The following is a 15,706-nucleotide window of genomic DNA, read 5'->3' on the forward strand; positions in this document are numbered from 1 at the left end:
ACCCCAGCCCAAGCACTAGCCGAACTACTCGTTGCTTAGACCACTGGACCCCGCCTGGGTTCTCCACTGGTACACCGGTGGAGAACCCACCACAGGAGCGGATATCCACTCTTGTGGCGACCCCGGTGGATCGCTTGCTCATCGCAACATAATTGTGCGCTACGTATTGCCATGACTACGTGACGTAGGGGTAATCTGCGAAGCGAAGCCGCGCCATGGGGGGTGCGCTCAGGGCTCACCTGTGCCACCGGAGGCTCCGCTATGAAGACAGCATTTCTGGCAGTCGTTGCAGTCGGCACCAGCCTGGTTGCCGTCGGCCCGTTACCCGCATCCGGTTCGCCGGTGCCCGACGACCTGCTCTCCGCCCTGCTGTTCGGCGACACCGACGCCACCACACCACCGGCCGACGGTTCGTTCCGTACCGGTCCGGCGCTGGCGCCGTCGTGCGACGGGGTGACGATCAAACCGGCCGACGACGCCGCGCAGGTGATCGCCGACGCACCGACCGGGACGACGTTCTGCTTCACGTCCGGGCTGCACCGGATCAGCGAGACGCTCCGTCCGAAGGCCGATCAGGTCCTCGCCAGCGACGAGGGCGCAGTACTGACCGGATCGGTCCGCCTGACCCGCTGGACAGCAACCGGCGGAGCGAGCGGCAGCGCCGACGGCGGTGCGAGTGGCGTCAGAGGTGGCGTGAACGGTGGCTGGGTGACGACGGGTGTGTTGCCGCCCGCGTACGCGAAGACCGGGCAGTGCGAGGACGACGAGGCGAACATCTGCTATCTCCGGGAGCAGGTGTTTCGCGACGGCCGGCATCTGACCCGGGTGGCCAGCCGCGACAAGGTTGCCCGCGGCACCTTTTATGCGGACTACGCGGCGAACGCGATCTATCTCGGCGACAACCCGGCCGGGCACGACATCGAGATGTCGAGTACGCAGACCGCGATCGAGCCCGGCGGCAACAACGTGACCGTACGCGGACTGACCGTCGAGCACTTCGCCACTCCCCCCCAGAGCGGAGCGGTCGTGCTCGGGCTCGGCTGGCGGGTGTACGCGAACGACATCCGCTGGAACCACGCGGTCGGCGCGATGCTGGTGAACGCGGACAGCGCGATCCTGGAGAAGAACCGCATCCACCACAACGGGCAGCTCGGAGTCGGGCAGTACAGCACGCTGAAGGGGACGATCGCGGCCAACGAGGTCAGCGACAACAACACCGACGGGTTCTGGATCGCCGACTGGGAGTCCGGCGGGATCAAGACCACCTGGTCCAGTGGCGGCTGGGTTGTCGGCAATCTGATCGCGGACAATCGGGGCGTCGGGCTGTGGAGCGACGCGTACGACGACAGCCGGACGTTCAGCAACAATCAGATTGTTGACAATGCCGCGGACGGGATCCGGTACGAGATCGGCCGGAACGGGGTGATTGCCGGCAATACGATCAGCGGCAACGGCTTCGGGACCGGGCGCGGGTCTGGTACGTCACTGTGGGACGGCGGCGGGATCAACGTGAACACGTCGTCGAACGTGCAGGTCCGGGACAACGTGGTCGCGAACAACGTGAACGGGATCTCGATCCAGTCCCGGACGCGTGGTTCCGGTCCGTGGGGCACCAACCTGCTCCGGAACATCGTTGTCTCTGGCAACCAGGTGACGATGCGCGGCGGCACCACCGCGACCGGCATGGTGCAGAACTCCGGAGCGGCGATCCCCGACGGCACGGTCATGCTGAACGACAACGTCTACATCCTGGACAGTCTGACCACCGACCGCTTCCAGCAAACCGGCCGGTGGTACACCGCCAACCAATGGCAAACCACCGGCCAAGACAAAACCAGCACCTTCACCACCGCCCGACCCATCCTCAACCCGCCCGGAATCCTCACCATCCTCCCCACCCCCAACTAACCCCACCCCACCGCACCGCCGCACCCCGCACCCGCCGCACCGCCGCACCTCCGCGCTTTGGGAAGCCACCGCGTAGAAATCGCGACCGAAAGTACGTGGTGGCTTCTCAAAGTCGAGCTCGGCAAGTGCGCCCGCGGCTCGGTGGTCACGGCGCGGGGCCTCGGTCAGCGCATCATGAGTGCGCAGTCAGCGCGTTACGAATGCGCGGTGAGGGCTGCGACGTGGTCGATCAGGAGGTCTCGGAAGAGGGTTGAGTCGCGGAGGTCTGGGGTGAAGATCGAGTCGACGGCGAGCAGGGCGTCTACCAACGCGGCGGCCGGTGGGGTGGTTGTGGGGAGGCTGGCGATTGCTGTTTTCAGGCGCGCGGCTTGAGGGTCGTCCAGGTCTGGGGTTTGGTGGACGTAGACCATCCAGGCGGCCACGGCCAGGGAGATCGTTCGGGGTTCGGCGCCGGCGGCGAGGCGGTCTCGGACGGTTCCGAGCATCCGGACCGGGAGTTTGACCGAGCCGTCCATTGCCACCTGGCGGGTGCGGTGCTTGAGGGCCGGGTTCGCGAAACGTTCCAGCACGGTCGCGCCGTACGCGGCCAGGTCCAGGCCGTCAGGCGGTGACAACGTCGGAACGACATCGTCGGTCATCAACTGCCGCGCCAACCGGCCGAGTTCCTCGTCGCGGACTGCCTCGGCGATGGTTTCGTACCCGCGCAGCGCCCCGAGGTACGCGAGCATCGAGTGGCTGGCGTTGAGCATCCGCAGCTTCGCCTGCTCCCACGGCGCCACATCCTGCGTCAGCACCGCACCACCGCGCTCCCACGCGGGCCGGTCGCCGGCGAAGTCGTCCTCGATCACCCACTGCAGGAAGGGCTCCGCGACCACGACCGCCTCATCGCGTACGCCGAGCAGGCGCGCCGCCTCCGCGCGATCCGCCTCGGTCGTGGCCGGAACGATCCGGTCCACCATGCTGGCCGGGAACCGAGTCGCCTCGAACACCTCGGGTACTTTGCCGAGCGCCTCGAAGTACTCGCTCACCAGCTTGCGCAGAAACGGGCCATTGGCAACCAAGTTGTCGCACGAGACGATTGTCAACGGTTCCGGGCGGCGGGCGATCGCGGCGGCGAGCTGGCCGACCACCGTACGCGGCGGGCGCCCGGCCAGGTCGGCCTGGATCTCCGGGTCGTCCAGGTCCAGCCCGGTACCGGCAGCGCGGTAGCCCTTCTCGGTCACGGTCAGCGTGACCACCGACACCGCTGGGTCCGCGATCCGGGCGACGACTACTTCCGGGTCTTCCGGGGCGGTTAGTACGTCGCGGATGCTGCCGATCACTTGGATCGACGGTGCGCCGAGTCCGCGCTCTAGTACGGAGTACAGGCCGTCCTGGGGTGTGAGTTGGTCGCGTACGGTGGCGGAGCGCTGACTGACGCCGGTGATCCCCCAGCGGGTGTCACCGGTTGCCACGGCCGCGCGCTCGGTGACAACAGCCTGGTGCGCGCGGTGGAACGCACCGATCCCCAGGTGCACCACGCCGACCGACAACGCACGCGGATCGACGGCGGGTGCGACAGGCAGATTGCTAAAGCTAAGCCGACTCAATCGACTGCACCTTTCAATGGATCATTCAGAGGTCAACGGATTCAGCCAACACGCCCGCTCACGCCCCCGGCGCGGCGCTAGTCCCAGGCGCGGCGCGGGCTGCAGGTGCTGCACCGGCTGCGAGCGCGGTACCGGGAGCAGACGCGGTACCGGGCGCGGGTGCCGCGTCGGGAGCGAGTGCGGGAGCGTGAGCGGGAGCGGCGTCGGAAGCGTGAGCGCGCGCGGGCGCGGTGCCGGGAGTAGGCGCGAGTGCCGCGTCGGACGCGAGTGCTGCGTCGGGCGCGGGAGCGGCGTCGGGATCGGGCGCGGGAGCGCGCGCCGGAGCGGTGCCGGGAGCAGACGCGGTACCGGGAGCACGAGCGGGCGCGAGTGCTGCGTCGGACGCGGGCGCGGGCGTGTGAGCGGCGTCGGGAGCGTGCGCGCGCGCAGGCGCCGTGCCAGGAGCAGCCGCGGTGCCGGGAGCAGGCGCGGTGCCGAGAGCAGGCGCGGGAGCGGGTGCTGCGTCGGGCGTGGGAGCGTGAGCGGGAGTGGCGTCGGGCGCGGGAGCGGGAGCGGCGTCGGGAGCGGGAGCGGGCGCGGGTGCCGCGTCGGACGCGAGTGCTGCGTCGGGCGCGGGAGCGGTACCGGCTGCGAGCGCGGTGCCGGGAGCAGGCGCGGTGCCGGGAGCAGGCGCGGTGCCGGGAGCAGGCGCAGGTGGTGCGTGGTGGGGCGCAGGTGCTGCGTGGGGCGCGGGTACTGCGTGGGGCGCGGGTGCTGCGGGGGCTGCGTGGGGTTGAGGTGGGGTGTTGGTTGTGGGGGCTGGGCCGGTTGAGGCTCGGACTATTAGTTCGCCGTGGAGTTTGGTTCGGGTGCCGGATGTGCTGGCGGCGGGGTGGGCGTCTGGGTTGTGCAGGAGGGTGAGCAGTAGCTCTACTGCGATCCCGCCGGCTTCTTGCTTGGGTAGGCGGATGGTGGTGAGCGCCGGGCGGGCCATGCCGGCCATGGCGATGTCGTCGACGCCTACCACGCTCAAGTCACCCGGTACGGCGATACCGCGGCTGTGCAGCCGCGCCAGCAGGCCGATCGCGACCAGGTCGTTGTACGCAACCACCGCCGTGGCCCTGGTCGCGACCACCTGGTCCGCGGCCGCCATACCGCCCTCATAGGTCGGGGCGAAGCTGCCGACCGGCACCAGCCGAGCGTGAAGCTCTTCGGCCGCGTTGCGCAGGCCGAACCCGCGGTGCTGGGTCGACCAGGAGGTGGCCGGCCCGCCGACCCAGGCGATCCGCCGGTGGCCGAGGGCAACGAGATGGGCAACGGCCTGGCGCATGCCGTCCTCGTTGTCGTACGTGACACCGGGGATGCCGGCCGCAGCCCGGTTGACCAGTACGACGGTGGTGTCCGCGGCGATCGCGGCCAGCTCGTCGTCACTCGCTCGCGGCGAACACAGCACGATGCCGTCCACCTGCTTCGACAAGGCGCGTACCAGACCCGCTTCGGCCGCCGGATCTTCATCGGTGTCCGCGACGAACACGGCCAGGTCGTGCCGGCGTGCTCGTGCCTGGATGCTCTTGGTGAGACTGGCGAAGAACGGGTTGGCGAGATCCGGTACGACCAGACCGATCGTGCCGGTGCGGCCGGTGATCAGTCCGCGGGCGGCGCGGTTCGGCTCGTACCCCAACTGTTCGACCGCGGCAGCAACTCGAGCGCGGGTGGCGGCGTTGACCATCTCCGGCAACGAGATTGCCCGCGACACCGTCGACGGCGAAACCCCCGCCAACCGCGCGACATCCCGAATCGTCACCGGCACGCTCATCTCCCGACCCCCGACACCTGCTCCACCAACTCCACTCCCAACCCCGCTCAGCCGACCCGCTCCCACTCCAACCCTGCTCAGCCCTCCAGCGCAGGGAGCCGCCGCAGGGAGCAGTTCGCTTGAGTTTGCAATCGGTTGCAGATCGTGTCAAGCGGACATCAGCTGGACGCCGCCTTGTGCTGACAAGGAGCGACTGCAATCCTTTGCAGGTCTGTTTCAGGATTGTTGATCGGAGGATTCATGCCGAAGGCTCTGCAGCCTCATCCGGATCGCGCGCTGCCGGCCGGTCCGGCGCGGGAGGTCGCTCGCCGCATCCACGACTCGACGAAGGACCTGCCGCTGCTGTGCCTGCACGGACACGTCGACATCGGGCTGTTCGCGACCGACGCACCGTTCGGTGACCCGGCTGAGCTGCTGGTCGTTCCGGACCACTACGTCACCCGGATGCTGATCTCCCAGGGCGTCGCCCCGGACAAGCTCGGTCTGCCCCGGGTGGACGGCGGGCAGACCGCGGAGCCGCGGGAGATCTGGCGCGGGTTCTGCGCGAACTGGCACCTGTTCCTCGGCACGCCGAGCCGGTACTGGCTGGAGCACGAGTTCGCCGAGGTCCTCGGACTGACAGTGCACCCGTCCGCCGAAACCGCCGACGACCTGTACGACCAGATCATGGCCCGCATCGCCGAGCCGGACTTCCGCCCACGCGCCCTGCTCGACCGGTTCAACATCGAGCTCATCTCCACCACCGACGCGGCCACCGACGACCTGGCGCAGCACGCCCAGCTCGCAGCGGACCTTCCCGGCCGTGTGGTACCGACCTTCCGGCCGGACGCGGTCGCGCATGTCGACCGGCCCGACTGGCCGACCCTCATCGCGCAGCTGGGCACACTGGCCGACGTAGACACCTCCACGTACGACGGCTTCCTCGCAGCGCTCCGGCAGCGCCGTCAGGCCTTCGTAGCCGCAGGAGCGCGTGCCACCGACCACGGCCACCTGAGCGCAGCCGCCACACCGGTGTCCGACGCCGAGGCCTCACGGATCTACGCCGGTGCGCTGAAGGGCGACGTCACCGCAGAGGACGCCGCAGCGTTCGCGGGACACATGCTGTACCAGTCCGCCGTTATGTCCGCCGAGGACGGTCTGGTGATGCAGCTGCACCCCGGCGTTCTCCGGGACCACGATCCACGGATCTTCGCGACCTACGGACCGGACAAGGGTCACGACATCCCAGTAGCAGCGGAGTTCACCAGGTCGCTGCGGCCGCTGCTGGAGCGGTTCGGTCATGCGGAGGGCTTCCGGCTGGTCCTGTTCACGGTTGACGAGACGGTGTACTCGCGCGAGCTTGCCCCACTTGCCGGTGTATACCCGGCAGTGCGGCTCGGAGCGCCGTGGTGGTTCCTGGACAGCCCGGACGGCATGCGCCGCTTCCGTGAGCTTGTCACGGAGACTGCCGGCTTCTACAACATGTCCGGCTTCGTCGACGACACCCGTGCGTACCTGTCGATCCCGGCGCGACATGACCTGGCACGGCGCATCGACGCCGGGTACCTGGCCAATCTGGTCGTGCAGCATCGGCTGGATGAGGACGACGCACTACAGGTCGCGAAAGCGCTCGCGTACGACCTGGCTCGGGACACGTACCTGGCGAACAGGTAGTCTCACGCAATCTGTTCGCCGGGGGCGGGTGAGGGGATTGGGATGAGGCGTGGGGTTGTCGCGGCTACAGGTGCCGCGCTGCTGTTGCTGACGGGCTGCACCGACTCAGGTGATCAGCCTGCACAGCAGTCCGCTCCCCCGGCTACGACCACGGTCACTGTCCCCACCGCTCCGCCAACCGCAGCGGCTGCCGTACTCGGGCCAACCGGACCGAGTACGGCGAAGCCCTGCCAAGGCACTGCGATTCCCGTCGGCACCGACCCGCAGACGGTCATCGACGCCGCACCACCAGCCACCACGTTCTGTTTCGCGAAAGGCGTGCACCGGCTCACCAGAGCCATCGAACCGCGCTCCGGCGACCTACTGGCCGGCGGACCAGGCGCAGTGCTCAGCGGAGCAGTCCGGTTGAGTGGCTGGAAGCGCTCCGGCGGCGCATGGGTCGTACGCGGCGCACTGCCGGCTGCGTACCCGCTGAAGGGCCAGTGCGAGGACAACCGGACCAAGCCGTGCCAGCTGGGCGAGCAGGTGTACGTGAACGGCAAGCACCTGACCCGTGTGATGAGTCTGAACCAACTGAAGCCAGGCACCTTCTACGGCGACTACCAGTCCAACGCCCTGTACCTGGACGACAACCCGACCGGTCAGGTGGTCGAGATGTCGAAGACCCAGACCGCGATCGACAAGACGGCTGACAACGTCACAGTCACCGGATTGACCATCGAGCACTTCGCGACCCGTCCGCAAGCCGGTGCGCTGCAGGCCGGTCGCGGCTGGACGGTCAGTGCGAACGAGGTGCGCTGGAACCACGGCGTCGGAATCATGGTGATCGAGGGCGACGACGCCGAGGTCAGCCGGAACACCGTCGCCGACAACGGCCAGCTGGGCATCGGCCAGTACAAGTCGGCCGGCGTGCGGATCAGCGCGAACCTGGTGACCCGGAACAACACGGACGGCTTCTGGATCGCGGACTGGGAGTCCGGCGGCATCAAGTCGACCCGCTCGTCCGGAGAGGTCAGCGGCAACGACATCATCGCCAACCGCGGCATCGGCATGTGGAGCGACATCGCCGAGTACGACCGGCGGATCACCGGCAACCGCATCCGCGACAACGCGGCCGACGGCATCCGGTACGAGATCAGCTACCAGGCGCTGATCGACCAGAACGTGGTCGAGCACAACGGCTTCGGTACCGGTCGCGGTTCCGGCGGATCGCTCTGGGACGGCGGCGGGATCAACGTGAACACGTCGTCCGACGTGCAGGTCCGCGGCAACCTGGTCAAGGACAACCGCAACGCGCTGTCCATCCAGTCGCGGACCCGCGGTGACGGACCACGCGGTACGTACGTCCTGCGCGATGTCCTGGTCGAGGGCAACCAGTTCGTGATGACGGATGCGACGTCGACGCTCGGTGTGGTGGAGAACAAGGGCTCCCCCGCACAACCCGGTGCCATCACCTTCCGCCGGAACAGCTATACAGGATCCGGCTTACAGGCCGATCGGTTCTCCTACCGTGGCAAGGCGATGTCCTGGAGCGAGTGGCAGCAGTCCGGCTTCGACAAGGACTCAGTCAACAGCTAACACAGCGCTGAGCGGCTGGTCACCAGCTAGTGCGCTGGTTGTGCTTCTAGCGCGCGTTTTCGGTGCCGTATCCGGTCCGCGTCACAGATCGCCGCAGCGACCAGCAGGTGCACGGTCATGGACGACAGGTCGGACAGTCCGCTCTCGTTGAGCGAAGCGGCAGTCACGTACCCGAGTAGCAACGCTCCACAGGCCCGCACGTACGGCGTGGGCGCGCGCACTACCGACACCCACGCCACGATCAGTGCAATCGCTACGATCGCTACGGCAAGCAGACCGGTCTCCCAGTACAACCCGAGCCAGCTGTTGTCGATCGCCATCACGTCAATGTCGCCTTCGCCGCGCCGGAGCAGTACGCGCTTGTTGCCGAGGCCGTGTCCGATGATCGCGGTCTGGATCGACACCTTCTCGTCCAGTACGGCGTGCCAGCTCGTCGTACGCCCACTGAGCGAACTGATCTGCTGCGTACCCTGACCACGCAGCAGCCAGTTGTGCAGCGATCCGATCATCAGGAACGCCAGCCCGAGCACTGCGGGGAAGGCGAAGCTCGCTATCCGGCCCGCCCACGTCTTGCGGGTCAGGATCAGCGCCAGCAACAGTCCGAACGCAAGGGCCGCTGCCGACGTACGCGTCCGGCTAGCAGCGATCAGGACACCGCCCAGCCCGATCAGCGTCACCGCGGGCAGAGTCGACAGCTTGCGGCACACCAGTCCGATCAGCGCCAAGCCCAGCAGGATCGCACCGACTTCACCGACCCGCGGCGGCAGCATCGGGATGATGACGCCCTGCAGCCGGTACCCCGTCCCCAGCGAACGCAAGGGCCGCCACGCCTGCGACGGGGAGTACGCCAGACTGAGTACGACGGTCGCACCGAGCAACAGGTGTGCCCACAGATGTGCACGCACCAACCGCTCTGGCACCTGCACCAGCGGCCGCCAGAGCAGGAACAGGAACACCAGCCCGATCAGAAACCGGGCCAGCCGGGTCAGTGGGCCCATCGGCTCGGCCAGCAAGAACGCTGTCGCACAGGCGAACAGCACGTACATCACGTACAACCAGCTCGCCGGATTCACCCGCGTACGAAAGCCTGGCTTGGTAGCGGCCAGTGCCACCAAGAAGACTGCACCGAGCAGCAGGCCCTTCGCCAGGCTGTTAGTGGACCCGGTCGTACCTTGTGGCGACGCGACCCGTGACGACCAGGGCTGGACGCCGAGCACGAACAGGCACCACAGCATCAGCCAGAACCAGGCCGGCCGCTCGCTCGGCTTGTCGACCGTCCCCGGAACCGCCGGGGCCAGCCGTGTCCCGTGAGCGTAGATGCCGGACATCAGCGCGTCGGCTGCGTACCGGCGTCCAGCGGCTTGTAGTTCAGCGGGATACCGAGCGTCTCGTCCTGCGCCGAGGCGCCGATCAGCACCACGCCCAGCACCGGGGCGCCCGCGAACTGCAGCGCGCCGGTCAGCCGCGCGACGTCCATCTCCTTGTCCAGTCCCACCTGGACGACCAGCACCGACGCGTCCACCGCGGCGGCCAGCGGCGTGATCCCGTGCCGGCCGACCGAGGCGGGACCGTGGATCACCACGGAGTACCCCGGCGGCAGGTCCGCGACGATGCCCGGGACCAGCGACGGCCCGACCGCCTCAGCGGTCTCCTCGTGGTTCAGCCCGGGCGGCAGCACGTACAGGTCGGCGACCGTGCCGGGACGGAACAGCTTGCGGGCCCGGATCGCCCGGGTCGCGGCCGGCTCCATCACCAGGTCGGTGAGTCCTTCGTGGCCGGTCAGGTGCGGGAGGACCGGCGCGCCTTCGATGTCCGCCAGCACCAGCAGCGTCTCCCGGCCGTCCCGGGCGTTCGCCTCGGCCATCGCCAGCGCGATCCCGGCCGAGTTCGGCGTCGGGGACGCGGAGACCACCAGCAGTGCGCCCGGACTGCCGGCGGCGAACGCCCGCGGGTTCAGCTCGCGGCGGGCCAGTGCACCGCTCGCCTCGGCGCCCAGCGCGGTGATCTCGTACTGCGGCAGCTCCGGCGCCGACCGCTGCCAGAACCGCCGCCGCTTGCCCTCCGAGGCCGCCATCACCGGCGCACTCGCCGCTCGGGCCGCCTGGTCCCGGGTCAGGATGTACGGCGTCAGGTGGGAACGCAGCAGCGCCAGGCCGAAGCCGAGCACCAGACCGAGAATCCCGCCGACCAGGATGTCGCGGGCAACGATCGGCGACGAGGTGGCCGTGTCGGTCGTCGCCGGCGTCACCAGCTGGCTGCCCGCACCGACAGCTGAGAGCGCCTTCAGCATCGCGGCCGCGTCGTCCGCTGCCTGCCGGGCCTCCGTGGCCAGGCCGACGCGCTGGTCGCGCAACGCCGCCGCGGTCTGGTTGTCGCCCCGGCCGACCGCTTCGTCGATCTGGTTGACCAGGCTCTTGGACTGGGTCTGTGCCGTCTTCGATCGGGCCTGTGCCTGCTCCGCCAGGTTGGTGATCAGCGCCTTCGCCTCGTTGTTGCGCTGCGTCAGGTAGATGGTGGCGATCGCGTTCGCCCGGTCCACGGCCTGCTGGGCGGTCGGACCGTCGATGGTGACCAGGTACGCGTTGTCCGTGACTGCTTTGACCCGCGTGACAGCGGCCAGGTCCTGAATGGTCTGGTCGTTGTCCGGCATGCCCAGCGCCTTCACCACTGCTTTCAGCAGCGTCGGGCTGGCCATCACCCGGGCCTGCGTCTCGGCCGGCAGGTCCATGCCGAGCGGGCCGGTCTTGTCGGCGCCGCTGCCGGACAGCTTGCCGACCAGCGCCGGCGGCACCGCCGGACCGATCACCAGCTGGCTCGAGGCGGTCCATCTGGTGGTCTGTGAGAGCGCGAACACCGAGGCGCCGAGCAGCCCGAGCAGGATGCAGCCGAGAATCAGCCATTTCTGCCGCAGCAGGGACTGTGCGGTCTCCCGCCAGACCACGGTGCCCGGTTCCATCTAGTCCCTCACTCCTTCGGCGCCAGCGCCCCAGGATATCCACAGCCTTGGACGTCCCGCTGCCGGGATCTGGTCGCGTGCCCTACTCTCTACCTCGGGGGAGTTCTCGGGGATCCGGAGAATCAAGGGGACGGCGTTCGTGAGGGACGCCGTTGTGTCCGAGGGGGACATCGCAGGATGAAGAAGAGACGTCTGTTCACGCGACTGGGGATCGTGGGCACGCTGCTCGCAGCCGGCCTGGTCGTGACGCTCGCGCCGCCGGCGCAGAGCATCGAGGCCTCGCTCTCGGCGGTCAACGGCCCCGCCTGGCAGACCAATGCCAGCGTGCAGGGCCTCGCGGTCGCCGCCGGCAAGGCGTACGCGGGCGGCCGCTTCACCAGCGTCCGGCCGCCGGGCGCCGCGGCCGGTACCGGTGAGGTCGGCCAGGCGTACCTGGCCGCGTTCGACGCGTCCACCGGCGCACTGGTCAGCTCGTTCAACCCGGTGCTGAACGGCCAGGTGTACGCCGTGGCCGCCTCCGCCGACGGTTCCCGGATCTTCGTCGGCGGCGACTTCACCACCGTCAACGGCCAGACCCGGAACCGGATCGCCGCGTTCGACACCGCCACCGGCGCCCTGGTGACGAACTGGAAGCCGTCCGTGTCCTACCGGGTCAAGACGATCTCCGTCTCCGGTACGACCGTGTACTTCGGCGGCTCGTTCGGCCTGGTGAACGGCCAGACCCGCAACCGGCTGGCCGCGGTCAGCACCGACAACGCCACGCTGTTGCCGTGGGCACCGTCGGTCAACGGCGACGTGTACGCGATCGACGTGGCCGACAACGCCTCCAAGGTGTACGCGGGTGGCCAGTTCAGTGCGGTCAACGGCACCAACCAGAACACCGTGACCAGCCTCGACCCGGTGAGCGGGGCCGTCCTGCCGTTCCCCGGTGCCTCCGCGGTGCCGCCGCCGAACGGGTCCTGCACGACCCGGGTGAAGGCGATCGACGCCAGCGGCGACACCGTGTACTTCGGCAACGGTGGTGACGGTGGCGGCTGCTTCGACGGCACCTGGGCCGCCGACATCGCGACCAACACGCTGAAGTGGAAGAACCAGTGCCTCGGCGCCACCGAGGCGGTCAAGGTCGTCAACGGCTGGCTGTACAAGGGCTCGCACGCGCACGACTGCGCCAACCAGGGCGCCGGCGGCTTCCCGCAGGGCTTCGGGTACCACTTCCTGCTGAGCGAGAAGCTGTCCGACGGCACGCTCGGCCCCTGGTTCCCGAACACCGACGCGGACCCGAACAGCGTGACCAACGTCGGCCCGCTGGCGTTCGCGACCGGTGGCAACGACCTGTGGGTCGGCGGCGACTTCCTGAACGTCAACGGTTCCGGACAGCAGGGCCTGACCCACTTCACCAACGCTGTCCCCGGTGCGGCTCCGGCCAAGCCGGCCAAGCTGCAGCCGTACAGCATCAAGCCGGGTGTCGTACAGATCAACTTCCCCACTGTGGTCGACAACGACGACAGCACACTGACGTACCGGCTGCTCAAGGGCTTCACCAACACCACCATCGCGACCTGGACCGCCAAGTCCACGCCGTGGGACCGGCCCTGGCTGCACTACACCGACACCAACGTGACACCTGGTGAGCAGACGAACTACCGGGTAGAGGTCACCGATGGCAGTACGACGATCCGGGGCAACTACTCCGACCCGATCACCGTCGCCACCACTACGTCCACGGCGTACGACCAGATCATCAACGCGGACGGCCCGCAAGCGTACTGGCGGCTGGGCGAAGCAGTAGGTTCCACATCCGCGGTAGATGCTTCGGGGCAGGGCAACACCGGTGCGTACAGCGGGGTGACGCTCGGCACTGCTGGTGCGATTGCCGGGAACACTGCGATGACCACCAGCAGCAGTAGCGGCCGGATGGTCGGTGCGAAGGCGTACAGCATGCCGCAGCAGTTCACTGTCGAGGCGTGGGTCAAGCAGAGCGGTCTCAACCGTGGCGGCCGGATCATCGGCTTCGGTAACTCGAAGACCGGTAACAGCGGCAACGGCGGCGACCGGATGCTGTACATGCGGACCAACGGCTCCATCGTGTTCGGCGTCAACGATGGCAGTCAGCGCACCCTGACCAGTACGTCCGGGAAGAACAACGGCCAGTGGCACCACGTCGTCGGTACGTACGACAACGGCGCCATGAAGCTGTACGTCGACGGGGTGCTGTCCGGTAGCGCACAGGTCGGATCCGCGTCGCTGTACTACGGCTGGTGGCGGGTCGGCTATGACCTGACCAACTCGTGGCCCGGTGGTGGTGCGACGCAGACCGGGATGGCGATCGACGAGGCGGCGGTCTACCCGTACGCACTGTTGCCGACTCAGGTTCAGTCTCACTACGCGGCCAGGTAGCTGGGAGTTCCGCCACAAAGTCATAACGCGGGCTGGAGGTCCGCTTCCGGTGGGCCTCCAGCAACGCTAGTGTCCGACGCTGGCGCGTGATGAGGCACGCGCTGTACTCCCCCGCCTTCGAAGGACATAAATGAAGAAGTTAGTTGTGGCTCTTGTCACCGGCGCGGCCGTGGTGGCCGCGGCGTTGATCCCGTCCGGACCGCCGGTGGAGGCGGCGACTCCGGGCTTCGCCTCCGCGGTCTCCGCGATCAAGCAGTCGTCGTGGCAGACCAACAACAGCGTGAACGCGCTGGCGATCGCCGGCAACACGGTGTTCGCCGGGGGGCTGTTCACCAGGATCCGTCAGCCAGGCAAGGTGGCCGGTCAGGGGGAGACCGTCCGTACCTACATCGCCGCGTTCGACCGGCGGACCGGCGCACCGACCTCGTTCGCGCCGACGCTGAACGGACCCGTGTACAGCATCGCCACCAGCCCGGACGGGAAGTGGGTGGTGATCGGCGGTGACTTCACCACCGTGAACGGGATCCGGCGCAGCAAGATCGCGATGTTCAGCGTCGTCACCGGCAAGCTCGTCGCCGCCTGGGATCCGGTGGTCACGGCCCGGGTGAAGGCACTCGCGATCTCCGGCAGCAGCGTGTACATCGGTGGCGCCTTCCGGTCCATCGACGGCACCACCCGGAACCGGCTCGGCGCGGTCCGGCTGCTCCAGGGCGACCTGCTGCCGTGGAACCCGAACGCGAACAACGACGTGTACGCGCTCGACGTGTCCGACAACGGCACCCGGGTGTTCGCCGGCGGACCGTTCAGCACCATCAATGGCAAGGACCACTATTCGCTCGCGATGCTGAACACCACGACCGGCGCGGCGTACAGTTTCCCGGCCGCCGCCGCGATCCCGAAGCCGACCGTGACCTGCACGACCCGCGTGAAGGACATCGACACGCTCGGCGACAAGGTGTTCGTGTCCAACGGCGGTGACGGCAAGGGCTGCTACGACGGCGTGCTGGCGGCCCAGGTGTCGACCGGCAAGCTGCTGTGGAAGAACAACTGCCTGGGCGCCACCGAGGCGATCAAGGCGATCGGCAACTGGGTCTACAAGGGCTCGCACGCGCACGACTGCAGTTCGTCGCCGAACGGCTTCTCGGACGGCAGCGGCACGCACTACCTGCTGGTCGAGAGCGCGATCGACGGCAACCTCGGCCCGTGGTACCCGAACACCGACGCCAACCCGAAGAGCACCACGAAGGTCGGCCCGCTGGCGATGGCCGGAACCGACACCGACCTGTGGGTCGGCGGCGACTTCCTGCACGTGAACGGCACCGTCCAGCAGGGCATCACCCGGTTCACCAATGCGCCGGGCGGCGCGGCACCGGGCGTACCGAAAGCACCCACGCTGACGGCGACCACAGCGGGGCGCGTGTACGTGAAGTACAACGATGTGTACGACGTGGACAACCTGTCTTTGACGTACAACGTGTTCCGCGGCTCGCTCAGCATCGGATCGAACAAGTACGTCTCGTACTACTGGCAGGCGCGCAAGTCGTACCAGGTGATGGACCGCGGACTGAAGCGCGGTTCGACCTACACGTACCACATCGAGGTACACGACGGCCGCAACATCAAAAAAGGCCCAGCCGTCAGCGTAAAGATCCCCTAACCCACGCCCCCAACCACCGCCCCACACCGCCCCACCACCTTTCACCGCCCCACACCGCCCCACCACCTTTCACCGCCCCACGCCCTCCACACCGCGCCGCCCCACGCCCCACGTCCCCACGCCGTCTCGGGGGTCAACCCCTGAGACGGTGGGTTGACCCCCGAGAATCTCAC

The 15,706-nt window shown here is 68.3% G+C and carries 9 protein-coding genes; 5 read left to right on the top strand and 4 right to left on the bottom strand.

Annotation, left to right across the window (positions count from 1 at the left end; translation table 11 throughout):
- Positions 1 to 261: 261 nt before the first annotated feature.
- On the top strand, positions 262 to 1,908 hold the full coding sequence (locus ABD260_RS21575; protein WP_344235616.1) for a right-handed parallel beta-helix repeat-containing protein: 1,647 nt from the start codon (positions 262 to 264) through the stop codon (positions 1,906 to 1,908).
- A gap of 194 nt (positions 1,909 to 2,102) precedes the next feature.
- Here ABD260_RS21575 and ABD260_RS21580 read toward each other — a convergent pair whose 3' ends face one another.
- Both ABD260_RS21580 and ABD260_RS21585 read right to left on the bottom strand, forming a co-directional pair.
- On the bottom strand, positions 2,103 to 3,497 hold the full coding sequence (locus ABD260_RS21580; RefSeq protein WP_344235618.1) for a mannitol dehydrogenase family protein: 1,395 nt from the start codon (positions 3,495 to 3,497) through the stop codon (positions 2,103 to 2,105).
- A gap of 58 nt (positions 3,498 to 3,555) precedes the next feature.
- Complete coding sequence (locus ABD260_RS21585; RefSeq protein WP_344235620.1) at positions 3,556 to 5,292, bottom strand: LacI family DNA-binding transcriptional regulator; 1,737 nt, start codon at positions 5,290 to 5,292, stop codon at positions 3,556 to 3,558.
- Positions 5,293 to 5,532: 240 nt separating this feature from the next.
- On the opposite strand from ABD260_RS21585, the gene uxaC reads away from it, so the two are divergent.
- Positions 5,533 to 6,945, top strand: a complete 1,413-nt coding sequence (gene uxaC / locus ABD260_RS21590) for a glucuronate isomerase (protein WP_344235622.1) — start codon at positions 5,533 to 5,535, stop codon at positions 6,943 to 6,945.
- Positions 6,946 to 6,987: 42 nt separating this feature from the next.
- Positions 6,988 to 8,523, top strand: a complete 1,536-nt coding sequence (locus tag ABD260_RS21595) for a right-handed parallel beta-helix repeat-containing protein (protein WP_344235624.1) — start codon at positions 6,988 to 6,990, stop codon at positions 8,521 to 8,523.
- Positions 8,524 to 8,549: 26 nt separating this feature from the next.
- On the opposite strand, the gene ABD260_RS21600 is transcribed toward ABD260_RS21595, so the two are convergent.
- Together ABD260_RS21600 and ABD260_RS21605 are read right to left on the bottom strand one after the other, a co-directional pair.
- Entirely contained in the window at positions 8,550 to 9,851 is a 1,302-nt protein-coding gene (locus tag ABD260_RS21600; RefSeq protein ID WP_344235626.1) for a hypothetical protein, read from the bottom strand.
- Positions 9,851 to 11,479, bottom strand: a complete 1,629-nt coding sequence (locus ABD260_RS21605) for a Wzz/FepE/Etk N-terminal domain-containing protein (protein WP_344235628.1) — start codon at positions 11,477 to 11,479, stop codon at positions 9,851 to 9,853. Before ABD260_RS21605 ends, ABD260_RS21600 begins: the two co-directional genes overlap by 1 nt.
- A 177-nt stretch (positions 11,480 to 11,656) precedes the next feature.
- Between ABD260_RS21605 and ABD260_RS21610 the strand changes: the two genes are divergently transcribed.
- Together ABD260_RS21610 and ABD260_RS21615 are read left to right on the top strand one after the other, a co-directional pair.
- Positions 11,657 to 13,876 (top strand): LamG-like jellyroll fold domain-containing protein, encoded by a 2,220-nt coding sequence (locus ABD260_RS21610; protein WP_344235630.1) that lies wholly within the window; start codon positions 11,657 to 11,659, stop codon positions 13,874 to 13,876.
- 130 nt (positions 13,877 to 14,006) lie between these two features.
- A complete protein-coding gene (locus ABD260_RS21615; protein WP_344235632.1) occupies positions 14,007 to 15,533 on the top strand; it encodes a WD40 repeat domain-containing protein in 1,527 nt (508 codons plus the stop codon).
- Positions 15,534 to 15,706 lie beyond the last annotated feature (173 nt).

Source organism: Kribbella hippodromi (assembly GCF_039531045.1).
GTDB classification, from domain to species: domain Bacteria; phylum Actinomycetota; class Actinomycetes; order Propionibacteriales; family Kribbellaceae; genus Kribbella; species Kribbella hippodromi.

Bases quoted from the DNA above. Each gene is read 5' to 3' on its own strand.
- ABD260_RS21575 (WP_344235616.1), top strand. From the start codon at position 262: ATGAAGACAGCATTTCTGGCAGTCGTTGCAGTCGGCACCAGCCTGGTT.
- ABD260_RS21585 (WP_344235620.1), bottom strand. From the start codon at position 5,292: ATGAGCGTGCCGGTGACGATTCGGGATGTCGCGCGGTTGGCGGGGGTT.
- uxaC (WP_344235622.1), top strand. From the start codon at position 5,533: ATGCCGAAGGCTCTGCAGCCTCATCCGGATCGCGCGCTGCCGGCCGGT.
- ABD260_RS21595 (WP_344235624.1), top strand. From the start codon at position 6,988: ATGAGGCGTGGGGTTGTCGCGGCTACAGGTGCCGCGCTGCTGTTGCTG.
- ABD260_RS21600 (WP_344235626.1), bottom strand. From the start codon at position 9,851: ATGTCCGGCATCTACGCTCACGGGACACGGCTGGCCCCGGCGGTTCCG.
- ABD260_RS21605 (WP_344235628.1), bottom strand. From the start codon at position 11,479: ATGGAACCGGGCACCGTGGTCTGGCGGGAGACCGCACAGTCCCTGCTG.
- ABD260_RS21610 (WP_344235630.1), top strand. From the start codon at position 11,657: ATGAAGAAGAGACGTCTGTTCACGCGACTGGGGATCGTGGGCACGCTG.
- ABD260_RS21615 (WP_344235632.1), top strand. From the start codon at position 14,007: ATGAAGAAGTTAGTTGTGGCTCTTGTCACCGGCGCGGCCGTGGTGGCC.